Here is a 22,652-nt window from a genome sequence, read left to right as displayed (position 1 = left end):
TCCATGTCTGGAACAGCCATAGCTGAGCGATATTCACATCCGAAAAAGACATGGCAGATTCCCGCGTGCATTGTTTGACTGATATCTGCGGAGGAACTCCGACCGACAGGCGATGTCGGCCAATGACGACCTGACTGGAGATACACGATGGCAGTGAACAGCCGAATTGCCGACTTCCGAAATATGTCGGTCGATGATCGCAGGAAAGCCGTCGCAGCCTCGACTGGGCTCGACGCCGAACTGTTCAGCCAGCTCGATGCGGACGCTTTCGGTCCCGAAGACGCCGCCAACCTCAGCGAGAACATCTTCGGCGTGTTCTCGCTTCCGCTCGGCGCAGCCACCAACTTCACGATCAACGGCACCGACGTGCTCGTACCCATGGCAACCGAAGAGGCCTCGGTCATCGCCGCCGCCAGCAACGCAGCACGAATGGCACGTCCGCACGGCGGTTTCTTCACAAGCTCGACCGAGCCCGTCATGCAGGCACAGATCCAACTCATCAACGTGGCGGACCCGCAGGCCGCGCGCACACGTGTTCTCGAACGCCAAGCAGAGATCATCGACCTGGCCAATGCGCAGGATCCCAAGCTCGTCGAGGTCGGCGGCGGGGTCAAGGGCATCGAGGTCCGCCTCGTCGAGGCACGGACGATGACGTATGTTCTCGTCCACCTCCTCGTCGATGTTCGAGACGCAATGGGGGCGAATGCGGTCAACACGATGGCTGAGGCGGTCTCCGGAACCGTGGCAGCGATCGCCGGAGGTGACGCGCTCCTGCGCATCCTCACCAACAAGGCGGACCGTCGACTGTCTCGGGCACGGGCAGTCTTCGACAGGGATCTGCTCGGCGGAGACGAGGTCATCGACAACATCCTCCACGCATACGAACTCGCCGCAGCCGATCCCTATCGAGCGGCCACTCACAACAAAGGCATCATGAACGGCATCTCCGCGGTCGTCCTCGCCACCGGGAACGACACCCGCGCGGTCGAGGCCGGAGCGCACTCCCATGCGCTCGTAGACGGCCGCTACTCTTCCCTCTCGACGTTTGAGAGGAATGCCGACGGCGACCTGGTCGGCACCCTCGAGGTGCCCATGCCGGTCGGCCTTGTCGGGGGTGCCACCAAGGTCCATCCCGCCGCGCGCACAGCACTGCAGATCGCCGAAGTGGCGAGCGCACAGGATCTCGCCGAGATGATCGTCGCCGCCGGCTTGGCGCAGAACCTCGCGGCACTGCGAGTTCTCGCCACCGAGGGCGTGCAGCGCGGACACATGTCACTTCATGCGAAGAACCTCGCGGCCTCTGCCGGAGCGAACGCCGAGGAGACAGCGATCATCGTGGACCGCCTGATCAAGGAGAGGGCCTTCCGGTTCGACAGGGTCCAGTCAATCCTCGACGAACTCCGCTCCGGTGTGTCGCGATGACGGCACAGCTTCCACAGCAGTTCGCGTCGTCGAACCTGCCGACCGAAGTCAGTATCTGCGAAGTCAGCGCTCGAGATGGTCTGCAGTCGCAAGCACGTACACTGCCTGTCTCAACACGGCTCGAACTGATTCGGCGGCTCTCCGGAGCCGGCCTGAAGACCATCGAAGCCGGAAGCTTCGTCTCTCCGCGGGCCGTTCCCCAGATGGCCGACACCCGATCGGTGCTCGCCGGGCTCGACCTGGACTCCGAAGTCGCGTTCCCCGTCCTCATCCCAAACCAGCGCGGTCTCGATGATGCCGTTGCGGCGGGAACGAAGGATGCCTCGGTCTTCATCAGCGTCACCGAATCGTTCGCGCAGGCCAACCTCGGCGGTTCCCTTCAGCACACCACCGATCGCAGCCTCGAGGTGGCACGCGCAGCGACTGTGGCGGGCCTGCGAGTGCGCGGCTATCTGTCGATGGTCTTCGGGGACCCCTGGGAAGGCGCGGTCGATCCTGATCGCGTCGCTACGGCTGCGCGTCGCCTCGTCGATGCCGGCTGCCTGACGATCTCGCTCGGCGATACCATCGGCACCGCGACTCCCGGTCATGTGACCGCTGTTCTTGATAGCCTGGTCGGCGCCGGGATTCCGATCGATCGGATCGCCCTGCACACCCACAACACCTATGGCCAGGCGCTTGCGAATGTCTATTCCGCGCTTCAAGCAGGTGTCAGTCAGTTCGACGCATCGGCAGGAGGGATCGGTGGCTGCCCCTTCGCCCGCACAGCTTCCGGAAACCTGGCCACTGAGGATCTTCTCTGGATGCTTCAGGGGCTGGGCATCTCCACCGGCGTCGACAACGAGGCCGTGGCTTCGATCAGCCAGTGGCTGGGCGAGCAGCTCGGCATTCCGCTTCCATCCGCAACATCCTCGGCCATCCTCGGCCGGTAGTTCCATCGTTCACGTTCCCGACAGCCGTCGGCCGACAGAAGGCAGGCAATGATGCCGCAATTGCTCGAGGTGTGGAATGACACCGTCGACCCCAAACATCTCATCGGCGGTATCGCCATAGCCGTCGGGACAGCAGTCCCGGCCTACCTCATCGCCGATCATCTCTTCGCTGCCGGAGACGATGAAGCGCTGGGTCACTCCTATGCGCTCCTCGTCGGCATCGTCGGCTGCATCGTCGGCGCCGTGATCTCCGGATTTCTGTTCAAACCCAAGAGAGTGATCACCACCTCGGCGGCCGACACCCGCAACCGGCAGGAGATCATCGACGAGGTCGTCGAGGAATACGGGGATCTCGGCGACCCCCGCGACCTCGGTCCGGCGGTTCAGGCAGAAGTCCGAGCCCTCGGTCTCTTCGACGCCCTCGTCGACAACCATGAGGCGCGCATCCGCGAGAAGGGTGGGCACCAGTGACCGCGGAACTCATCGAACCAGTACTGTGGGCCGTCGGGATGGCGCTTCTCTCCGGGGTGCTCTTCACCGGAATCGGACTGATCTCGGGCACGGACGAGACGGCGATCGTGGCACCGCTGGCGCTGCTTGTCATCCTCATCGGGGTGCCTCCTGCCGGGGTGCTCGCGTTCTTCCTCGCCGCGATCATTGCCAAACACATCTCCCACGCCGTGCCGACAACTCTCCTCGGAATTCCCGGTGACACCACGGCAGTGCCGATGCTGCGTGAGGCGCAGCTGCTGAGGTCTCTCGGAATCCCGCATATCGCACTTCAGAAGGCGATCTCCGGAGGAGTCGTCTCAGTTGCCATTGCCATTCCGCTGTCGATCGTGTTCGCCCTCGTACTCACCCCTTTCGCCGAGGCGATCGGCGCTGCCGCTCCCTGGATCTTCATCGCCGCGGCCGTCCTCGTCGCCTATACCTCGAAGGGCAAGCTCGCTGCAGTTGCGGGGCTCGTCCCGTTCGTCCTGCTCATCGTCGGCTTGCAGGCCTTCATCATGGAGCAGAAGGAAGCGACCTTCACCACTTCGTTCTTCCTCGGCATCGCCACCGGGCCGCTCATCTTCGACCTGTTCGCTGCGCTCTCCCCCGCCGGACGCCGCTCGATGCAGCAGTCGGGCAAACGGGAATTCAATCTTGCTCCCGACGTCCGGCCCGCAGGGGGATCGAGGATGCCGAACCCCTTCAGGGTGCTGACCGGAAAGCAACTGGCATACACCAGCGGTTCAGCGGCGATCACCAGCGCGACCTTCGTCTTCTCCCCCGTGGCCATGGCCGTGCTCATGGGCGAGATCGTCGGAAGCCGGGTCAAGAACGGGTACGAACGACTCACCACCGTCATCACTGTTCGCAACGGAACCACAGAGTCGACCTATATCGCCGAGACTCTCATCCCGCTCATCGCGATCGGCCTGCCCCTGTCACCGATGGCAGCCGGTCCCGCAGGACCGCTGTTCAACGCTCCTCCTGTTTATACACTCGATACCGAGGCAGGGACGACGAACAACCTCCACGACCTGCTCACGACCGGACAGTTCGCGCTCTTCTCCGTGATCGCGGCGGTCATCGCGGTCGCCATCGCCTACCCATTCGTGATGACGAACGCTCACCGAGCGGCGACCTGGGTGATGCGATCGGTCTCCCACGAGGCAATCATCGCTGGGTTCGCGGCTCTCATCTGCGTCATCTGCCTCTACGAAGGCGGTCTGCTGGCGCTCGGAGTGACGATCACCGTCGGCCTCGTCGGGGGACTCTTCAACCGGTTCATCGGCATGCACGCCGGCGTCCAGTTCATGGGCTACTACGTCGCGGTGCTCACCGTGCCCGCGATCCTCGCGCTGTGAGGCACGTTCTGACCGCCGCTCTGAAACCGCAGCATCACCGCCACCGCCGCGTGACGGTACGGACGTCGGCGACCACCTCGGTGATGGCGGAATTGTGCGCATCGACGATCGGATCGTGACGCGCGCGCCCCTGTGGTCGCGAGGACCGGGAGACGAGCAGGACGTCACGGCGGCAGTCGCTGAGCGGCATCGGGATGACCGTGATGTCCGGGTCTGTCGACAGTGATGATTCGGGGATCATCGCCACCGCCAGACCGGCCGAGATCATCCGGTTGATGGCCGCATAGTCATCCATCCGCATCCCCACGCGGGGTTCGAACCCAGCACTCAGACAGAAGGAGCGGACCACCTCGTCGATGGCGTCACCGGGGTCGATGCTGAACGCCCAGGTCTGCGACACGAGCGCGGCGAGGTCGGGCATGCCGTGGGAATCGCGCTCGATCGGCCCGATCGAGCGCGGCACGCACAGGAACAGCCGCTCCGAATACAGGTGGGCGGCAGTCAGCGTCGCCGGGATCCACGTGCGGTCGAGATCGGTCGACACGAGCAGTGCGAGGTCGAGGTCCCCGGACTCGAGCCGGGAGACGAGCTTCGCGTGCTCGTCCATCGTCACATCCAGGGCCGCGGTGAGTACGTCGGTCCGGTCGCCGGCGACCGCCTCGTCACGGGTCTGCCACCTCGGGCGAGCCTGCAGCTGATCGTGGAGGCGCGGGATGACGCGAGCACCGACGGTGGGCACGGCCCCGATGCGCACCGGCACGGCCTGAGATTCCCGCCAGAGAGCCACCTCGGCGCCGAGGCGCTGGCACAGTCCGAGGATCTCCACGGCTCGGGTCACCACGAGGCTGCCCACGGTCGTCGGCTGTGATCCGCGCGGTGTGCGATCGAGCAGAGTAGCGCCGAGGGCACGCTCGAGATTGCGCAGATGATGATTGACCGTCGGCTGGCTCCACTGCAGCGCGGCAGCGGCCGCGGCGACGGATCCGGTGTCGGCCACGGCGCGCAGAGCGGTGAGGCCGCGGGTATCGAGTGGTTCCATTGATCTCCCCCATTGAGTTCAATACTGACTATAGAGCAACAGAGGAAAGTTGCTATTCTCTCGTACCTGCTCGCCTCCTTAATCTGGACGCATGACCGTGCACCAGGACTCCCCCATGCCCCCGGCCCCGCACTCCTCCTCGGGGTCGCCGATGCATCCTGCCCTCACGCAGTCACGCGCGCCCTATGCCGAAGCTCTGGCGCACGCGGCCGACCGCAACTCGCTGTTCCTGTCCACCCCCGGACACGGAGGCACGACCGAGGGCATCTCCGCAGGTCAAGCCGAATTCTTCGGCGAGCACACCCTCTCCCTGGACATCCCCCCGCTCTTCGACGGCATCGACCTCGGCGTCGACACCCCGAAGGACGAAGCCCTGCAATTGGCCGCCGAGGCCTGGGGCGCCCGCCGCACCTGGTTCCTCACCAACGGCTCCTCGCAGGGCAACCGCATGGCCGCCCTGGCCATCGGCACCCTCGGGTCCGGCGTCGTCGCCCAGCGCAGCGCGCATTCGAGCTTCATCGACGGAATCGTGCTGGCCGGGCTCAACCCCGGCTTCGTCTACCCCAACGTCGACGAAGTCAACGGCATCGCCCACGGTGTCACCCCCGACGCCCTGCGCCTGGCCATCCGCAATCACCCCGAGCCGGTGACCGCCGTCTACCTCGTGACCCCGAGCTACTTCGGTGCTGTGGCCGACGTCGAAGCCCTCGCCGAGGCGGCCCACGAAGCAGGCGCGGCACTGATCGTCGACGCCGCCTGGGGTGCCCACTTCGGCTTCCACCCTGACCTGCCGGCCTCCCCCGTCACCCAGGGCGCCGACATCGTCATCATGAGCACGCACAAACTCGCAGGCTCGCTCACCCAGTCCGCGCTCCTCCACCTCGGCGACACCGAATTCGCCGATCGCCTCGAACCGGCGCTGGCCCGGGCCTTTATGATGACCGCTTCGACGAGCGAGAACGCCCATCTCATGGCTTCGATCGACCTCGCCCGCCGCGCACTCATGACCTCGACCGAGGCGATCACGGATTCGCTGGAGAACATCCGCCACATCCGTGCGCAGATCGAAGCCACCGACCGCTACCACCTGTTGTCCGGCGAGTTCCTCGGTCATGCCGACGTCGTCGACATCGACCCGTTCCGCCTGCCCATCGACATCACAGCCACCGGACTCGACGGTCACACGGTGCGCAAACGCCTGGCCGAGGAATTCGACATCTTCCCCGAGATGTCGACGGCGACCACCCTCGTCGCCCTCATCGGCATCGGCAAGTCCCCGGACATCGGCCGCCTCATCGACGCCCTGGAGACCCTGCGACTCGAGACCACGGACTCCGCCATGGCGACGAGCCCGGCAGCCTCCCTCCCGCCGCTGCCCACGGCCGGCCGGTTGGCGATGACACCGCGTGAGGCGTACTTCGCCGATTCCGAACTCGTCACCGCCGCCGAGGCGGTCGGACGAGTGAGCGTGAGCTCGCTGGCCGCGTACCCGCCCGGCATCCCCAATGTCCTGCCCGGCGAGGAGATCACCGCCGACACCGTCGACTTCCTCCAGGCCGTGGCGGCGAGTCCGTCCGGCCACGTCCGCGGCGCCGTCGATCCCGGCCTCGAGACCTATCGCGTCGTCAGGAACTGATCTCCGCGCAGTCACCGTCCACTCCGTGTCCGCCGGTCGCTGCCGACAATGCTACTGGACAAGTGACACTGCGAATTAGGCAACATCTTTCTTGCGTATTTTCTGGACCACTGGACGAATTTCAACGAAGGCAACTACCCTCGGGCGCATTCGGCGTGAACTGTGTCACAATTTTTATTGACACTCCCTGAGTACCAAGCAAGGATGTTCTGCATTGTCGAAATCCGACAGCAACTGCCGCGCAGAGTTCGCACCATTCCGGCGACTCGGCCCTGCAACTTGCCTAGCAGCAGCTGAAACGAGGAACCACTGATGTCAGAAGGCCACGACAGACCCGCGCAGAAAGACAAGAAGCCGACCCGCAAGGAACGGCGTGCAATAAAGAAACAGAAGCGGTTCGAGGCCGATGACTGCATCGTCGTCGAAACCAAATCGATCCGCACCGCCATCGGCGGCACCACAGTCGGCAACTTCATGGAATGGTTCGACTTCGGTGTCTACGGCTACCTGGCCGTGACGATGACCTCCGTCTTCACCGAAGGCATGGACCGACAGATGGGTCTGCTCGTGACCCTCCTCGGCTTCGCCGTGTCCTTCCTCGTCCGCCCGCTCGGCGGCATGGTGCTCGGACCGCTGGGTGACAAGATCGGCCGCCAGAAGGTCCTGTTCTTCACGATGGCCACGATGGCCACCGCCACCGCCCTCATCGGCGTCCTGCCCACCGCGGCCCAGGTCGGCCTGTGGGTGATCGTCCCCCTCTACCTGCTCAAGATGATCCAGGGCTTCTCCACCGGCGGCGAGTACGCCGGTGCCACCACCTATGTCTCGGAGTTCGCTCCGGACAAGTCCCGCGGCTACTGGGCCTCCTGGCTCGATGTCGGCTCTTACCTGGGCTTCGCCGCCGGTGCCGGAACCGTGGCTCTCACGACCGTGATCACCACGTCCATCAACGGCGAGAACGCCATGCTCGACGGCGGCTGGAGGATCCCGTTCCTCATCGCCATCCCGCTCGGCGCCGTCGCCATCTGGTTCCGTCTGAAGATCCCGGAGACCCCGAGCTTCGAATCGAGCGAGGAAGCCGGCCGCGACGTCAAGGTCAAGGACGACAAGTACGCCCGCCACGGCCTCATCGGCGTCATCCGTCACTTCTGGAAAGAGATCCTCATCGGCATCGCCGTCGTCGCAGGCTCCCAGACGGTCGGCTACGCGCTGACGAGCTTCATGCCCACCTACCTGGAGGAGACCGTCAAGGTCTCGAATGTCCAGGCGGCCGTGGCCACGATCCCGGTCCTCGTCGTCATGTCGCTGTGCCTGCCGCTCATCGGCAAACTCTCCGACAAGATGGGCCGCAAGTTCGTCTTCCTGGCAGCAGCCATCATGACGATCGTCCTCATCGTTCCCGCGTTCGCCGTCATGCAGATCGGTGAGATGTGGGCAGTGATGGTGGCTCTGTTCATGGTCGCCCTGCCCGCCGGGTTCTACATCGCCTGCCTGGCCTCGACCCTGCCGGCGCTGTTCCCGACCGCGTCGCGCTACGGTGCGATGGGCCTGACGTTCAACCTCGGCGTCTCTCTGTTCGGCGGCACCACGCCGCTGTTCGCCCAGGCGCTCATCGATGTCACCGGCAACTCGTACATGCCCGCGTTCTACATCATGTTCTTCTCGGTCGTCGCACTCGTCGCCGTGCTGCTCATGAAGGAATCGGCGCACCGACCGCTGCCGGGCTCGTTCCCGACGGTGAACACCCACGAGGAGGCCGAGGAGCTGGCTCGCACTCAGGCCGACAACCCGGATATGGACATCGAGTCCATGCCGATCGTCGACATCGACCCCGACAAGGCACCCGCCTGATCGAGGTGAGAACCTGATCGACTGCGATACCTGATCGAGTGAAACGACGCTGGGCCGTCCCGTTTCGGGGCGGCCCAGCGTCGTTTCGTCGTTTCTCGGCTCGCACTACAGCCGATTGAGACAACCCGCCCACTCTGAGCTGAGCAGCCCATGTTCGAAACTGGGCTACCCAGCCGAAGCTGGGCCGTTCTGACAGTGACGAATCAGCCTTCGCCGTCGGCTGTGGCCGGGACGCGTTTGAAGAAGTAGAGGTTCGACGTGACGAGGTCGGCCGCCTCGGCGGCGTCCCCGGACTCGATGAGGTCGACGATCCTCGGCAGCTCGCGAGCGGAATCGACCGCGATGGCCCCGATCTGATCCTGGTGCCGGTAGAGGCGTGACTGATCGCGCAGGCGCAGGCTGATCGCGGCGGCACGCCCGCCGAGGCCGTGCTCGAGCAGAGCCTCATGGAACCTGCGGTCCTGCGTATAGAACTCGGCGAATTCGCCGGCCTCGGCCGCGTCCACGGTCGCCTCGGCGAGTTCGCGCAGTCGGTCGATCGCCTCGCATTTGGTCGCTGCCTTGCCGGTCTCGGTCACCGACCCGTCAGTCACCGCCTGCACACCGTCAGCTCTCAGGCCGCGACCGACGATGTCATCGCTGCCGGCCTCTGCCAGACTGCGGGCGGCGGGGACAGCGAGAAGAACGCGGATGGCGATGATCTCCTCGAGGTCCGCCTCGGTGATGGTGACCAGACGGAAGCCGCGATTGGGCACGGCCTCGACGGTCCCTTCGGTGACGAGCGCCATCATCGCCTCGCGCACCGGGCTGAGTGAGATGCCGAGCTGCTTGGCCAGGCCCGCTGCCGAATAGATGCGATCCTCGGCGAGCTCACCTGAGGTGATGGCATCGCGGATGATGCCCAGTGCCTGTTCACGCAGAGATTCGGCCTGCGGTCTCACTCGCTCCATCGCACACTCCCCTTCGAATCGTGGTCGGCGACTATTGACAGCATAACCGCGAGATCGCACCATTGAACTAAGTAGTCGGTAATCGATTACCCACCCGGACTCCCCACGGAGTCGAACCCACAGTGACGTTCCTGCAATGAAGGAGGAACCCATGACCGCCGACCCCGCAACCGGCACACCCGCACCGACCACGTCTGCGACCGACGTGTCCGCCGATCCGCTGCTCCAGCCCTTCGAACTCGGCAGACTCACGCTGCGCAACCGCATCGTCTCGACCTCGCACGAGCCCGCGTACACCGAACTCGGCATGCCGAAGGACCGTTACCGCCTCTATCACCGGGAGAAGGCCCGCGGCGGTGTCGGTCTGACGATGATCGGCGGTTCGGCCATCGTGTCGAAGGACTCCCCTGCCGCGTTCGGCAATATCGACCTGTCCACCGACGAGGTGGTTCCGTGGCTGTCCGCGATCGCTGACGACTGCCACGACGAGGGCGCGGCGATCATGATCCAGGCGACCCATCTGGGCCACCGATCCTCGAACTTCGCCGGCGACTGGCTGCCGCTGGTCTCGGCCTCTCGGACCCGGGAGGCTGCGCACCGGTCGTTCACCAAGGCGCTCGAGGACTTCGATATGGATCGCATCGTCGCGGACTTCGCGTCCGCCGCCGAACGCGTCGCCGCCGCCGGATTCGACGGACTCGAGGTCATGCACGCCGGTCACCTGCTTGATTCCTTCCTCGCCCCGTGGCTCAACGACCGCGACGACGAGTACTCCGACGAACTGGAGAATCTCATCAAGTTCCCGATGCGCATCATCGACGCCGTGCGTGCATCAGTTCCCAACGACTTCGTCCTCGGCATCCGCATGGCCGTCGACGAGCGCCGCGAAGACGGCATGGACGAAGCGAGGGCCACCGAGATCCTCCGGACCTACACCGATCACGGCACCGATTTCCTCAACCTCAACGTCGGGATGATCAACTCGGACCGTCAGCTCGCCGAGGCGATCCCCGGCATGGGCACCCCCTCGGCCCCCTGGCTCGAGACCTGCCGTCGCATCCGCGAGGCCATCGACATCCCCGTCCTCCACGCCGCACGCATCTCCGACGCCGCGACCGCCCGGTTCGCGATCGCCGATGGCTGCCTCGACCTCGTCGGGATGACCCGGGCGCAGCTGGCCGACCCGCACCTGGCGCGCAAGGTGGCCGAAGGACGTGAGGACGATATCCGTCCCTGCGTCGGCGCCAACATGTGCCTCGACTCCATCTACACCTCAGGTTCGGCCACCTGCATCCACAATCCCGCTACCGGCCGGGAGGCCGATCTGCCGCAGGAGGTTCCCCACGACGTCACGACAGGGCCCAAACATGTCGTCATCATCGGCGCCGGTCCGGCCGGGCTCGAAGCCGCCCGTGTCGCGGCCGTGCGCGGTCACCGGGTGACCCTGCTCGAGGCCGAGGACGCCCCCGGCGGGCAGGTCCGCATCGCCGCTCGCTCGCAGCGCCGCCGCGATCTCATCGGCATCATCGACTGGCGTGTCCAGCAGTGCAGGAAGCACGGCGTCGACCTGCGACTGAACACCTTCGCCGAGGCGGACGACATCCTCGCACTCGACCCCGACGTCGTCATCGTCGCCACCGGAGGGGTTCCCGATGCCGGGTATCCCTTCCGTGAGCAGGGCCCGAGCTTCGACGTCTGGGACGTCATGGACGACCGGCTCAGGTCGAAGCAGCGGGTGCTCGTCTTCGACGACCACGGGTTCTACCCGGCGCTCGACGCCGTCGAACGCTTGGCCCGAGCCGGCCAGCAGGTCACCTATGTCAGCCCCGAACGCACCATCGGCATCGACGTGGGGTCGATGAACTCTCCCGCCTACCTTCAGGTGTTCTCCGAATTCGGAGTCGAGGTCCGCCTCGGCGAGCGCCTGAGCCGGAAGCCGCGGATCGAGGGGAAGGAGATCGTGGCGGTGCTGCGCAACGACTATTCGGATCGGGAGGCAGAGGTCGTCACCGATGCCGTGGTCGTCGATTTCGGGACGACGCCCAATGATGAGGTCTATTTCGAGCTCAAGTCGCGATCGACGAACCACGGGGCGACGGACCTCGAGGCGTGGGTCCACGGACGTCCGCAGCCGGGATACGTCGGTGCGACGGGCACTCACCCAGGTGCGACGGCAGTCGCGGAACCGACGACCACCTCCGCCACCACCTCCGCTGAGGCGGGGCACCCATTCACGCTGTACCGTATCGGTGATGCCGTCGCCTCCCGCAATGTGCATGCGGCGGTGTTGGAAGGGCTGAGAGTGGGAATGGGGCTGTGAGCACGATCTGCACGAGTGTGGACTTCCATACTGCCGGCGAACCGTTCCGAATCGTCGCCGAACCCCCGGTCGAGATCCCCGGCGCGAGCGTGGCAGAACGGCGGGAACTGGCCGTGCCGGGCTCGGAAGTCGATGATCTGCGCAGGCTGCTGTGCTTCGAGCCGCGCGGTCATGCGGACATGTACGGCGGATTCATCACCGAACCCGATGACGACGGGGCCGATTTCGGGGTCCTGTTCTGGCACAAGGACGGCTTCTCCACGGCCTGCGGTCACGGGACGATGGCGCTCGGCGCATGGGCAGTGTCCTCCGGGATCGTCGCCGTCGATCCGTCCGGGACCACGGAGGTCACGATCGACGTGCCCTCGGGTCGAGTGCGAGCGCAGGTGCACACGGACGCCGAGGGGAGGGCCACCTCGGTGGACTTCGTCAACGTGCCCAGCCGACTCATCGCCTCTGGCATCACGGTGGACACGAGCCTGGATCCGGTGTCGGTCGATCTCGCGTGGGGTGGGGCGATCTATGCGCTCGTCGATACCGCGCAATTAGACACTGCGGCCGGTTCCGCCCAGGCCGACGAGGTGGGCCGCCTCGGTGAGGTGAGTTGCGAAGTCGTGCCCGAGAACCTCACCGCGCTCATCGCCGTGGGCCGGGAGATCAAGGCGGGTCTCGCCGATCATCCGGACACCGTCCACCCCGAGGATGACCGGCTCTCCGGGGTGTACGGCACGATCTTCGTCGACCGGTTCGGCACTCTGCCCGGCGGCGAACTGCATCAGCGCAATGTCACGGTCTTCGCCGACGGTCAGGTCGACCGCTCGCCGTGCGGATCGGGAACGGCAGCTCGAGTCGCCGCTCTCCACGCCGCCGGTGAGCTTCGCCCGGGGCAGACGCTCGTCCATGAGTCGATCGTCGGCACGACGTTCCGGGCGCGAGTGCTCGAAGAGACCGATGACAGCGTCGTCCCGGTCGTCACCGGCAGCGCCTACCGGGTGGCCACCTCGACGTTCGAGGTCGACCCGCTCGATGATCTCGTGCCCGGGTTCGTGCTGCGCTGAGTCTCTGCTCCTCCTCGATCAGTGTTCGAGGATGATCTTTCCGGTCGTCGCCCGGGATTCGAGTGCTGTGAAGGCGGCGGCCACCTCGGTGAGGGGAAACCGGTCGCCGATGTGAACGGTGAGGTCTCCCCTGCGGATCCATTCGAAGATCTCGTCGGTGCGCGAGCGCAGCTCCTCGGGCGTCCTGGCGTGGTCAACGACGGTCGGTCGGGTGAGGAAGAGGGAGCCGGAGGCGCTGAGGGTGTTGACGTCGACGGCGGGAACGGGGCCGCTGGCATTGCCGACGACAACGAGGGTCCCGCGCGTGCGCAGGGCCTTGAGGTCGCCTTCGAAGGTCGTCGCGCCGACGCCGTCGAAGATCACCGAGGCTCCTTCTCCATCTGAGACCTCCCGGACCTTCTCAGCGAAGTCGTCGTAGCCGAAGACGTGGGCGGCGCCATTGGCTCGGGCGATCTCGGCCTTCTCTTCGGTCGAGGTCGTGCCGATCACGGTGGCGCCCTTGGCCGCGGCGATCTGCGTGAGCATCTGCCCGAGCCCGCCGGCCGCGGCGTGGACGACCACGACGTCGCTGGCCGAGACGGGGAAGGTGCTCGTGGTCAGGTAGTGGGCGGTGATGCCCTGCATGAGTGCCGCAACAGCGGTCTCATCATCGATGTCATCCGGCAGCGGCACGGCCTTGTCGACATTGACGAGAGCTGTGGACGAGAAGCTGCCCTGTCCGCCGGTCATCCAGCCGACGCGATCGCCGACGGAGAAGCCGTTGACACCTGCGCCCACGGCGGTGACCGTGCCGACACCTTCGACTCCGGGGCGGAAGGGGGTGGGCAGGGCGGCACGGCGCTGGACGACGTCGAGGAAGTTCACCCCGGCCAGACTCAGGCTGACCTGCAGCTGGCCGTCGGCCGGCGCAGCGGCACCCTCTGGTGAGTCGTCGGTGACCTCGTACTTCTCGGGTCCCCCGTGTTCGTTGACGATGATCGATGTCATTGCTGCCTCCTCGAAGTCGAATCCGATCCGGACTATAGTCCGTATATGGACGACATTAACGGACTGCAGTCCGGTTATGGAAGAGGGAACGGGAAATTCCTCCCTTTGGTCCCCTCGCAGGCTCCGCTGCGCGCCGATGCGCAGCGCAATCGTCGGAAGATCCTCGATGCCGCGACTGGCCTCTTGGCCGACAAGGGAGTGGACGGGCTGACGATGGATGAGCTGGCGCGACTGGCAGGAGTCGGCAAGGGCACCCTCTACCGCAACTTCACCGACAAACCCGGGATCGCCTCGGCTCTGCTCGACGACCGGGTCCGGGACATGCACGCCCGCATGCTCCAGGGCCCTCCGCCTCTGGGCCCGGGCGCCCCGGGAGGCGAGCGCCTCACCGCTTTCGTCGATGCGTACCTGCGGCATATCGCCGGCAACCTCGACCTCGTCCTCCTCACCGAGAGCAGCTCGCCGAAGGGCCGGTTCGACCGACAGAGCTACCCCTTCTGGCGACGCCACGTGGAGATCCTCATCGCCGAGATGTGGACGGCCACGGCTCCCGAGCCGAAGGATGCGAACCCGTCCGATCCGGTCCGGACTCGCGCCGAGGCGGTCATGGCAGTCCTTTCCGCCGCGCAGCTCGATCAGTGGCTGAACAGGCAGGGCCGCGTACTCGAGGAGCTCATTCCGCAGATCCAGGCGATCGTCTCCGCCATCGCCGCCCCGTAGAGGTCGACACGCCGCGTCCCGGACCACCGCGACAAGCAATATTGCGAATAGAATGACAGGTGTAATCCAGGTCACACTGCGAAGGGGTGGGTGTGGGCAAGTACATCCTCCGGCGTGTGCTGCTGATGATTCCGATCGTCCTCGGTGTCGCCACGCTGTCCTTCATCCTCATGAAGCTGGCTCCCGGCGATCCCGCAGCCGCATACCTCGGCGATAAAGCCACTCCGGAGAACGTCGCTCAGCTTCGTCAGGCCTGGGGCCTGAACGAACCGATGATCATCCAGTACTTCCAGTTCCTCGCAGGCCTCCTCGTCGGTGACTTCGGACAGTCATTCATCTTCCAGACCTCCGTCCTCGAGCTGCTGAAGCTCCGGATGCCGGCCACCCTGCTGCTCATGCTCGTGTCTCTGGTGTTCGCTGTCGTCATCTCCGTCCCGCTGTCACTGTGGGTGGCCGCAAAGAGATCAGCCGCCTCGGCGATCGTGTCCAGGGTCTTCGCCGCCACCGTCCAGGGCATGCCGGCGTTCTTCGTCGGCACCCTGCTCATCCTCGTCCTCGGCGTGAACCTGGGAATCTTCCCGGTCGGCGGCTACGGCAGCAACTTCGGTGAGCACCTCTACTCCCTCGTCCTGCCCGGACTCGCTGTCGCGTTGACGATCTGCCCCGTGCTCATCCGCAGCCTCACGGCGGCACTGAACGATTCGATGTCGGCCGAGTACACGAACTTCGCCCTGTCGAAGGGTCTGAGCCGGAAGCGGACGGTCATCGACTATGCCTTCCGCAACGCCGGAATCACAGGTGTTTCGATCCTCGGCATCCAGGTCGGCCACCTCGTCGGCGGTGCCCTCGTCGTAGAGAACGTCTTCGCGATCCCCGGTGTCGGCTCGCTCCTCATGGAAGCCGTCCTCGCTCGCGACTACGACGTCGTGCAGGCGCTGACTGTGATCTTCGGTGTCCTCGTCGTCCTCGTCTACCTGCTCACCGACGTCGTCTACAGCATCGTCGATCCGCGCGTGCGGCTGGGGGCATGATGAGCGAACCGATGACCTCCCCCACGGCGACCGGAGCCGGTGGCCCCAATGGGAAACCGCCACGGACTCGCGGCGGCACTGCGTCCCGAGCGACGCCGACCGCGCGGTTCACGCTTCCCCTGCCGGCATTCCTGCGACGGCACAATCTGCAGCTGTGGATCGGTGCGGTCATTCTCGGTGCGATGGTGCTGCTGCTCGCCGTCGGACCGCTCTTCGTCACCGACGACCCCAATCGGCAGGACCTGCTCAACACCTTCGCCCCGTCCTCGGTCGCGCACCCGTTGGGTACCGATCAGCTCGGACGAGACGTCCTCTCCCGTTTCCTTCACGGCGGTCGCGTCGACCTCATCGTCGCTGTCGTCGCCGTCATCGTGCCCTTCATCCTCGGTACGGTCCTCGGTTCGCTGGCCGGGTACTTCGGTCGCTGGGTCGACATCGTCATCATGCGCCTGGCCGATATCGTCTCGGCCTTCCCGTTCTACGTCCTGGTCATCGTGCTCGTCTTCGTCATGGGCAACGGAATGGGCAGCATCTTCGTCGCCATCAGCGCCGTGTCCTGGGTGGCCTACGCCCGCATCGTCCGCGGCGAGGTGCTCGTCCTGAGAGAGCAGGAATTCATCTCCGCCTGTCGTGCCTCGGGTCTGAGCACTCCCCGGATCCTCACCCGCCACATCATTCCGAACACCGTCAGCCAGGGCGTCATCTATGCGATGAGTGACATCGTGCTCAACATCGGCGTCGTCGTCACCCTCAGCTACTTCGGCATGGGCATCGTCCCACCGACCGCCGACTGGGGTCAGATGATGAATGACGGTCAGCAGTACATGGGCACCGGCAACTACGGCCTCATCCTGTGGCCGGGGTTCGCCGTCGTCATCGTGTCCTTCGCGCTGGCGCTCATCGGCGACGGACTGACGAACACGCTGAAGCCGAAGAGGTGACCATGCCCATCCTCGAAGTGGACTCCCTCACCGTCGACATCGACGGAGAGGCCGGACGGCGTCGGATCCTCGACGACGTGTCGATCAGCCTCGAGGCCGGTGAGCCGATGGGTCTCGTCGGCGAATCGGGATCGGGCAAGTCGATGACGCTGCGCAGCATTCTCGGAATGCTCCCGCCCGGCGCCTCCGTCGTCGACGGAGAGATCCGGTTCGACGGTCGCAATATCCTCAGCTCCGGGCCGGGCGGACGATTCGACCAGCGCATCCGCGGCACCGGCATCTCGATGGTGTTCCAGGAACCGGCCATCGCGCTCAACCCGGTGATGAAGGTCGGCCGCCAGATCACCGATGCCATCGCCGAGCGCAGAGGACTGTCGAAGAAGCAGGCTCACGACCTCGCCGTTGAGCTCATGGACCGTGTCGGCATCACCGACCCCGACCGCAGAGCCAGGCACTACCCGTTCCAACTCTCGGGTGGCATGCGTCAGCGTGTGATGATCGCAGCGGCGTTGGCGCAGGAGCCGCAGGTGCTGCTGTGTGACGAACCGACGACGGCGCTCGACGTGACGATCCAGGCACAGGTGCTCGATCTCTTCCGCACCATGCAGCAGGACGAGGGTCTCGGTCTGCTCTATGTCACCCATGACCTCGCGGTCGTCGCTCAGCTGTGCTCGTCGATCAGTGTGATGAAGGACGGGCAGATCGTCGAACACGGTGTGCTGCAGGAGGTCTTCGACGATCCCCAGGAGGAGTACACGCGTCGACTGCTGACAGCGACTCCGCGCATCGATGAGGACGTTGACGATGCGGGCCTTGCCGAGGAGACACGATGACCGAGACTCAGCCTTCGTCAGCGTCGGTGCGCGGTCTGCGCGCCGAGAACGTCACCGTCACCTTCGGACGTGGTGACCGCGCCTTCACCGCGGTCGATTCCGCCGACCTGCAGGTCCGCCCGGGCGAGATCGTCGGACTCGTCGGCGAATCGGGTTCGGGAAAATCGACGCTGTCCCGAGTCATCTGCGGACTCCAGCGCGACTACGACGGCACGGTGAGCGTCGACGGTCGGGAGTTCGCACAGAAGCGAACGAGCGCACAGTGGCGGATCGTGCAGATGGTCTTCCAGGACCCCTTCGCCTCCCTCGACCCCCGTTATACGGTGCGGGCGACCCTCGCCGAGGTGATCCGCCATCATCGTCTCGCCTCCGGTGCCGCTCTGCGGGCCAGGTGTGCGGAGCTCATGGAGATGGTGCGGCTTCCCGAGGAGTTCCTCGACCGCACCCCGACCGCTATGTCGGGAGGGCAGAGGCAGAGGGTGGCGATCGCCCGAGCGCTTGCCGTCGAGCCCAGCATCATCGTCGCCGATGAGGCCGTCTCCGCCCTCGACGTCAGTGTTCAAGCTGAGATCGTCGCACTCTTCGCCCGACTGCGCGAGGAACTCGACCTGTCGATCCTCTTCATCTCCCATGACCTGGCGGTCGTCAAGAAGCTGTGCGAGCGGATCTACGTCATCCACAACGGACGTCTCGTCGAAGAGAACACCACCGAGGAGATCTTCACGTCCCCGCGCGACGACTACACGAAGACACTGCTGAAGGCGATACCCACCTTCGACAGCGCTTACCTCGATCGGATCCGAAGAGGGGAAGGGTGATGGCCAAGAGATTCGCAGCGGTGACTGCCGCGCTCTGCGCCTGCCTCCTGGTCCTCGCAGGGTGCAGTTCATCAGGAGAGAAGACTGCCCGACCCGGAGGCGACCTCGTCTTCGCTCGCGCCGCCGATGCCACAACTCTGCTGCCGCCCACGACGACCCAGAATGAAGACATCTGGACGCTCCAGCAGGTCTACGAGACTCTCACGCTCAACAAACCCGACGGGTCCGGGGTCGAACCGGGGCTGGCAACCGATTGGGAGGAATCGAAGGACAAGATGTCCTGGACCTTCCACCTGCGCGAGGGAGTGAAATTCCACAGCGGCAAGACCCTCGACGCCGACGATGTCGTCTTCTCCCTGAACTATGCGCGGGATCAGGAGGATGAGAACAATCTCTGGGCAGCCGAATTCGACCCGATCAAAGACGTGAAGAAAGTCGATGACCACACGGTGCGCATTGACCTGAAGCAGCCGTGGGGTCCCCTGCCCAGCTATATGGCGCTGTTCGCGGCATCGATCTACCCCGATGACTTCGGCGGACACGACGCCGAGTACATGGCAGCGCACGCAGACGGCACCGGGCCGTTCGAGGTCGGCAGTTGGAATAAGGGACAGAGCCTCGAGCTGGTGAAGAATCCGGACTACTGGGAGGACGGCGTCCCCTCTCTGGATTCCGTGACCTTCAACGTCGTCGCCGATGACAACACTCGTCGCCTGCAGCTGCAGGGCGGCCAGGCCGACATCAATCAGGAGCCTGCTCCATTGAGCATGAGTCAGCTCTCGCGCTCACAGGACATCAATGCCCAGGCGTTCACCTCAACGAAGATCCTCTACTTCAACATCAACAACAAGGAGAAGGGCCTCGACGATCCCAAGCTGCGACGTGCCATGTCGTATGCGGTCGATCGCAAGTCCATCGTCGAGGTGGTCTACGCCGGTTACGCTGAGCCCGCGACCTCGTTCATCTCACCGGGCCTCGCCGGTCATGCGGACAAGGTCGACAGCAGCCAGTTCGACATGGAGAAGGCCAAGCAGCTGGTCAAGGAGTCGGATCATCCAGACGGTATCGACATCACCATCCAGATTCCCTCGGGTGTCGCCGATCGTGAGCTGCTGGCGCAGATCGCCCAGCAGGCGTGGCAGGACATCGGCCTGACCGTTCACGTCCAAAAGCTCGACGACGCGACTCTGACGACGAACCGCACGAACGGAGACTTCCAAGTTCAGGTCAGCTATGCGACCTCCGACGTCTCCGACACCTCGCAGATGATCAACTTCCTCGCCGTCACCGACGACTCCGGAATCCGTTCCGGCTACGCGAATCCCAAGGTGGAGAAATGGGCGGAGGAGGCCGTGGCCGAAGAGGACCCGGAGAAGCAGAACGAGCTCTACGCCCAGATCCAGCAGCAGGTCGCCGACGAGGCCCCGATCGTACCGATCGCCTACCAGCGGGCCCTGTACGGAATGAGCCGGGATGTCGTCGGCTTCGAACCCTACGTGCTGGGCACCTATGGGCTGAAGGAGACGAAGCTCAAGCACTGAGCAGGCAGCTCACCTCTCGACGACGATATCGGTCAGCGGGGTCGAGCAGCAGGGCAGGAACTTGCCCGCGGCGATCTCCTTCGGCCGGATGCCTCCGGCGTGCTTCATCTCGACCTCCCCGCTGATGAGCACAGACTTGCAGGTTCCGCACGCGCCTTCCGAGCAGGATGAGGGCACGGACAGTCCGGCGTCCAAAGCAGAATCGAGGACGGTCGTGGTCTCGTCACAATCGACTACGCGCCCGGAGACCGCGAACTCGACGAGGTGGCTCACTCCAGTGCCGCCGCCGACGCCGGCTCCGACAGCTTTGGCTCTCGCACCGGCCTTGGCCAAACGGTCGGCAGGTGACGTGGCGAAGACGAACGACTCCTCATGCATTCGCACCGACGCCACCCCCGCCTCGGCGAGGAGGGGCCGCACCGCCTCCATATACGGACCCGGCCCACATACGAAGGTTTCGCGGTCGGCCGCGTCGGGGACCACCTCAGCGAGGGTGGACGCATCGATCCGACCCCGCCGACCGGCCCAGGTCTCGGCCTCGGAATCCCGGGAGCACAGGATGGTGACGCTGACTCCGGCGACCTCGGCGAGCTGTTCGAGCTCGGCGCGGAAGATGATGTCGAGCGGCGACGAGGCGCTGTGGACGAACACGATGTCCGTGCCGAACCCTCCCTGTCTGGCCAGCAGGCTGCGCACCATCGACATGATCGGGGTGATTCCGGAGCCGGCGGAGAGGAAGAGGTGACGTTCGGCCTGGTGGAAGCTCGTGCTGAACAGTCCATAGGGCCCGTCCACGTGCAGCTGATCGCCGACCCGCACATTGTCGTGCAGATGGGGCGACACCTCTCCCCCGGGCACGCGCTTGACCGTGATGGTGAAGATGTTCGTGCCGAAGGGCGCCGAGGAGATCGAGTAGCAGCGTTCGAGGCCGAGCTCGGGGATGCGCATCGTCACGTACTGACCCGGCGCGAAGTCAACCGCGTTCATCCATCCCGCCCGCAGCTCGAAGGTCTTCACGTCGTGGGTCACCTGGGTGATGCCGGTGACCTCGACGGGACCGGTGAGCAGTTCGGGATCGAGCTGAAGTTCGGCGAGCACGGGACCAGCTGATTCTGCCGACACCCGGTCGATCGGCGCGGCGAGCGCGGGCTCGACTGCCGTATCGAAAACCGGCGGGGCAGCGGCCGCGGTTGCGGGTCGCCTGCCCCGAGTGGGCACTCGGAACGTCGCCTTGCCCACGGGCGTGGATGCAGCCTGGGCGAATGTCGAATGGCGGTACCTCATCGTCGCTCAGCTCCTTCCAACTGCACGGTCCGCTGTTCTCTATGGGCCTTGAGCCGTTCGATGTACCAGGTGACGAAGTCATCGACCTGCGATTCGGTGGGTGCGTAGGGACCAGGCACATATGCCGGCGACGAGATTCCCAGGTGCCCGCGTTCGCAGAAGGTCGCGTCCTGTTCGTTCGTCTTGAGCCACACCGTCGTGAGGTTGTCGAGGTCGTAGTCGACGCCCTCCTCCGCATCGGCGTGGACGAGCCAGGTCGTGCGCACCAGCGTCTTGTCCTCGGCGAGCGGCAGCAGGCTGAACGTCACCACGTGGTCGCCCATCGCGTGGAACCACATATTCGGCTGCACGTGCAGCGAGGCCCGGCCCAGTACGAAGGTGTCGAGGTCACCCAACAATTTCGCCGAGGCGGCCGATCCGTCCATCGTGTACGACTCGCCTTTCCCGTCGAGAGCTGCCCGTTCGATCCGGAATCCGGTGGGCCGTCCGCTCAGCTCCTCGACGAGGGCATAGGGCAGGCCGTTGCGGTCGCAGTCGGCATGAAGCTGATCCTCTGCGTCGAGGTACCGCTGGTACGCCGGCTGCAGGCGTTTGGGAATCTCGTCTGGTTCGTAGCCGTAGGTGGGGAAGAACGTGCACGTCAGCTCCGGGTGGCCGGCTTCGCAGTGGTAGCACTCACGGTTGTTCTCCATGACGAGCTTCCAGTTCGAGTCCTCGATGAGGTCACTCTGCGCGGCCACCTTCGTCCCGGCGATGTCATGCCCTGTCAGATAGGGCTCGATGACCTCGGCCACCTCGTCGATATCGTCGGGCGGAGTTGGGCTGAGGCAGATGAAGATGAGCCCGCCGATGACGCGGAGGTTCACCGAACGCAGAGAGAAGCAGCTCCGGTCGAAGCCGGGAGCTTGAACTCCTGCAGAGATGAGCTCTCCGGCAGGGGTGTAGGTCCATTGGTGGTAGCCGCACACGATGTTGCCCACCGATCCGGACAGGTCATTGAGCAGCCGAGTCCCCCGGTGACGGCAGACATTGTGGTGGGCACGGATCTCACCGTCGTCATCGCGAATGACGATGACGGAGTAGGCGCCGATGTCGACCGTGAGATAGTCACCGGGCTCGGGCACTTCGGCAGCAGAGGCAACGAAGATCCAGGTCGAGGCGAAGATCGCCTCGATATCGCGGGAGAAGAACTCCGGGCTGATGTAGAACGGCGCCGCCAGCGAATAGCCGGGCACACGCTCGTCGATGAGCCGGTCGATATCGGTCCTGCCGTGCCCGCCCGAACCGTCAGCCGCACCCGGCCCAGCGGGTCCGCTCGTGCTGAAATCGGTCCGCTTCTGCTCTGGCGCCAGAGTCAATTCGTCCACCACCTCGTCGTGTCTCGGCCGCGCCTGCTGTCGGCCCCTTCGCCAACCGCGACCGTGGAGTTCGTGCTC

At 65.1% G+C, this 22,652-nt stretch carries 19 protein-coding genes; 14 read left to right on the top strand and 5 right to left on the bottom strand.

The window, feature by feature from the left end; genetic code table 11:
* The first annotated feature begins 147 nt into the window (after window positions 1–147).
* The 4 genes from ACU4IU_RS09750 to ACU4IU_RS09735 are packed head-to-tail and all read left to right on the top strand — an operon-like array spanning window position 148 to window position 4,207.
* Window positions 148–1,422: a hydroxymethylglutaryl-CoA reductase, degradative gene (locus ACU4IU_RS09750; RefSeq protein WP_420097695.1), complete on the top strand. Its 1,275-nt coding sequence runs from the start codon at window positions 148–150 to the stop codon at window positions 1,420–1,422.
* On the top strand, window positions 1,419–2,354 hold the full coding sequence (locus ACU4IU_RS09745) for a hydroxymethylglutaryl-CoA lyase (protein ID WP_172173396.1): 936 nt from the start codon (window positions 1,419–1,421) through the stop codon (window positions 2,352–2,354). Before ACU4IU_RS09750 ends, ACU4IU_RS09745 begins: the two co-directional genes overlap by 4 nt.
* 48 nt (window positions 2,355–2,402) lie before the next feature.
* Window positions 2,403–2,825, top strand: a complete 423-nt coding sequence (locus ACU4IU_RS09740) for a hypothetical protein (protein WP_446656590.1) — start codon at window positions 2,403–2,405, stop codon at window positions 2,823–2,825.
* Complete coding sequence (locus ACU4IU_RS09735) at window positions 2,822–4,207, top strand: tripartite tricarboxylate transporter permease (RefSeq protein ID WP_172173390.1); 1,386 nt, start codon at window positions 2,822–2,824, stop codon at window positions 4,205–4,207. Before ACU4IU_RS09740 ends, ACU4IU_RS09735 begins: the two co-directional genes overlap by 4 nt.
* 34 nt (window positions 4,208–4,241) lie before the next feature.
* On the opposite strand, the gene ACU4IU_RS09730 is transcribed toward ACU4IU_RS09735, so the two are convergent.
* Entirely contained in the window at window positions 4,242–5,246 is a 1,005-nt protein-coding gene (locus tag ACU4IU_RS09730; protein ID WP_446656589.1) for a LysR family transcriptional regulator, read from the bottom strand.
* A 91-nt stretch (window positions 5,247–5,337) separates the two neighbouring features.
* On the opposite strand from ACU4IU_RS09730, the gene ACU4IU_RS09725 reads away from it, so the two are divergent.
* Entirely contained in the window at window positions 5,338–6,882 is a 1,545-nt protein-coding gene (locus tag ACU4IU_RS09725) for an aminotransferase class I/II-fold pyridoxal phosphate-dependent enzyme (protein ID WP_446656588.1), read from the top strand.
* Window positions 6,883–7,194: 312 nt separating this feature from the next.
* Window positions 7,195–8,733 carry an MFS transporter gene (locus ACU4IU_RS09720; protein WP_139909402.1) on the top strand — a complete coding sequence of 513 codons (1,539 nt, stop codon included), beginning with the start codon at window positions 7,195–7,197 and terminating at the stop codon, window positions 8,731–8,733.
* Window positions 8,734–8,936: 203 nt separating this feature from the next.
* Here the strand turns inward: ACU4IU_RS09720 and ACU4IU_RS09715 are convergent, their stop codons facing one another.
* Entirely contained in the window at window positions 8,937–9,683 is a 747-nt protein-coding gene (locus ACU4IU_RS09715) for a GntR family transcriptional regulator (RefSeq protein WP_265418609.1), read from the bottom strand.
* Window positions 9,684–9,834: 151 nt separating this feature from the next.
* Between ACU4IU_RS09715 and ACU4IU_RS09710 the strand changes: the two genes are divergently transcribed.
* A complete protein-coding gene (locus tag ACU4IU_RS09710) occupies window positions 9,835–12,003 on the top strand; it encodes an oxidoreductase (RefSeq protein WP_446656587.1) in 2,169 nt (722 codons plus the stop codon).
* Window positions 12,000–13,061, top strand: coding sequence for a proline racemase family protein (locus tag ACU4IU_RS09705; RefSeq protein WP_446656586.1), 1,062 nt, complete (start codon window positions 12,000–12,002; stop codon window positions 13,059–13,061). Before ACU4IU_RS09710 ends, ACU4IU_RS09705 begins: the two co-directional genes overlap by 4 nt.
* 18 nt (window positions 13,062–13,079) lie before the next feature.
* Here the strand turns inward: ACU4IU_RS09705 and ACU4IU_RS09700 are convergent, their stop codons facing one another.
* Window positions 13,080–14,048, bottom strand: coding sequence for a quinone oxidoreductase family protein (locus tag ACU4IU_RS09700; protein WP_446656585.1), 969 nt, complete (start codon window positions 14,046–14,048; stop codon window positions 13,080–13,082).
* Between the two features lie 45 nt (window positions 14,049–14,093).
* Here ACU4IU_RS09700 and ACU4IU_RS09695 point away from each other — a divergent pair, with 45 nt between their 5' ends.
* The 6 genes from ACU4IU_RS09695 (at window position 14,094) to ACU4IU_RS09670 (ending at window position 19,932) form a co-directional block, all read left to right on the top strand.
* Window positions 14,094–14,768: a TetR/AcrR family transcriptional regulator gene (locus ACU4IU_RS09695; protein ID WP_172173378.1), complete on the top strand. Its 675-nt coding sequence runs from the start codon at window positions 14,094–14,096 to the stop codon at window positions 14,766–14,768.
* Between the two features lie 92 nt (window positions 14,769–14,860).
* Window positions 14,861–15,799 carry an ABC transporter permease gene (locus ACU4IU_RS09690; RefSeq protein WP_139467525.1) on the top strand — a complete coding sequence of 313 codons (939 nt, stop codon included), beginning with the start codon at window positions 14,861–14,863 and terminating at the stop codon, window positions 15,797–15,799.
* Between the two features lie 11 nt (window positions 15,800–15,810).
* Window positions 15,811–16,740 (top strand): ABC transporter permease, encoded by a 930-nt coding sequence (locus ACU4IU_RS09685; protein WP_139909407.1) that lies wholly within the window; start codon window positions 15,811–15,813, stop codon window positions 16,738–16,740.
* A 2-nt stretch (window positions 16,741–16,742) separates the two neighbouring features.
* Window positions 16,743–17,573: an ABC transporter ATP-binding protein gene (locus ACU4IU_RS09680; RefSeq protein ID WP_139467527.1), complete on the top strand. Its 831-nt coding sequence runs from the start codon at window positions 16,743–16,745 to the stop codon at window positions 17,571–17,573.
* On the top strand, window positions 17,570–18,391 hold the full coding sequence (locus ACU4IU_RS09675; protein WP_139467528.1) for an ABC transporter ATP-binding protein: 822 nt from the start codon (window positions 17,570–17,572) through the stop codon (window positions 18,389–18,391). Before ACU4IU_RS09680 ends, ACU4IU_RS09675 begins: the two co-directional genes overlap by 4 nt.
* Window positions 18,391–19,932: an ABC transporter substrate-binding protein gene (locus ACU4IU_RS09670; RefSeq protein WP_139467529.1), complete on the top strand. Its 1,542-nt coding sequence runs from the start codon at window positions 18,391–18,393 to the stop codon at window positions 19,930–19,932. The genes ACU4IU_RS09675 and ACU4IU_RS09670 overlap by 1 nt, the downstream gene beginning before the upstream one ends.
* 9 nt (window positions 19,933–19,941) lie before the next feature.
* Here ACU4IU_RS09670 and ACU4IU_RS09665 read toward each other — a convergent pair whose 3' ends face one another.
* Both ACU4IU_RS09665 and ACU4IU_RS09660 read right to left on the bottom strand, forming a co-directional pair.
* The gene (locus ACU4IU_RS09665) at window positions 19,942–21,216 is read right to left on the bottom strand and encodes an FAD-binding oxidoreductase (protein ID WP_446656584.1); all 1,275 of its coding nucleotides are present in this window, start codon (window positions 21,214–21,216) and stop codon (window positions 19,942–19,944) included.
* Window positions 21,213–22,583 carry an aromatic ring-hydroxylating oxygenase subunit alpha gene (locus tag ACU4IU_RS09660; RefSeq protein ID WP_446656583.1) on the bottom strand — a complete coding sequence of 457 codons (1,371 nt, stop codon included), beginning with the start codon at window positions 22,581–22,583 and terminating at the stop codon, window positions 21,213–21,215. The genes ACU4IU_RS09665 and ACU4IU_RS09660 overlap by 4 nt, the downstream gene beginning before the upstream one ends.
* Window positions 22,584–22,652: the final 69 nt, after the last annotated feature.

This window comes from Brevibacterium sp. CSND-B09, assembly GCF_052906525.1.
This window is presented reverse-complemented; position numbering and strand designations above follow the sequence as displayed.

Excerpts from the sequence above, each read along its gene's own strand:
- ACU4IU_RS09750 (WP_420097695.1), top strand. The coding sequence starts at position 148 with ATGGCAGTGAACAGCCGAATTGCCGACTTCCGAAATATGTCGGTCGAT.
- ACU4IU_RS09745 (WP_172173396.1), top strand. The coding sequence starts at position 1,419 with ATGACGGCACAGCTTCCACAGCAGTTCGCGTCGTCGAACCTGCCGACC.
- ACU4IU_RS09740 (WP_446656590.1), top strand. The coding sequence starts at position 2,403 with ATGATGCCGCAATTGCTCGAGGTGTGGAATGACACCGTCGACCCCAAA.
- ACU4IU_RS09730 (WP_446656589.1), bottom strand. The coding sequence starts at position 5,246 with ATGGAACCACTCGATACCCGCGGCCTCACCGCTCTGCGCGCCGTGGCC.
- ACU4IU_RS09725 (WP_446656588.1), top strand. The coding sequence starts at position 5,338 with ATGACCGTGCACCAGGACTCCCCCATGCCCCCGGCCCCGCACTCCTCC.
- ACU4IU_RS09720 (WP_139909402.1), top strand. The coding sequence starts at position 7,195 with ATGTCAGAAGGCCACGACAGACCCGCGCAGAAAGACAAGAAGCCGACC.
- ACU4IU_RS09715 (WP_265418609.1), bottom strand. The coding sequence starts at position 9,683 with ATGGAGCGAGTGAGACCGCAGGCCGAATCTCTGCGTGAACAGGCACTG.
- ACU4IU_RS09710 (WP_446656587.1), top strand. The coding sequence starts at position 9,835 with ATGACCGCCGACCCCGCAACCGGCACACCCGCACCGACCACGTCTGCG.
- ACU4IU_RS09700 (WP_446656585.1), bottom strand. The coding sequence starts at position 14,048 with ATGACATCGATCATCGTCAACGAACACGGGGGACCCGAGAAGTACGAG.
- ACU4IU_RS09695 (WP_172173378.1), top strand. The coding sequence starts at position 14,094 with ATGGACGACATTAACGGACTGCAGTCCGGTTATGGAAGAGGGAACGGG.
- ACU4IU_RS09685 (WP_139909407.1), top strand. The coding sequence starts at position 15,811 with ATGACCTCCCCCACGGCGACCGGAGCCGGTGGCCCCAATGGGAAACCG.
- ACU4IU_RS09680 (WP_139467527.1), top strand. The coding sequence starts at position 16,743 with ATGCCCATCCTCGAAGTGGACTCCCTCACCGTCGACATCGACGGAGAG.
- ACU4IU_RS09675 (WP_139467528.1), top strand. The coding sequence starts at position 17,570 with ATGACCGAGACTCAGCCTTCGTCAGCGTCGGTGCGCGGTCTGCGCGCC.
- ACU4IU_RS09670 (WP_139467529.1), top strand. The coding sequence starts at position 18,391 with ATGGCCAAGAGATTCGCAGCGGTGACTGCCGCGCTCTGCGCCTGCCTC.
- ACU4IU_RS09665 (WP_446656584.1), bottom strand. The coding sequence starts at position 21,216 with ATGAGGTACCGCCATTCGACATTCGCCCAGGCTGCATCCACGCCCGTG.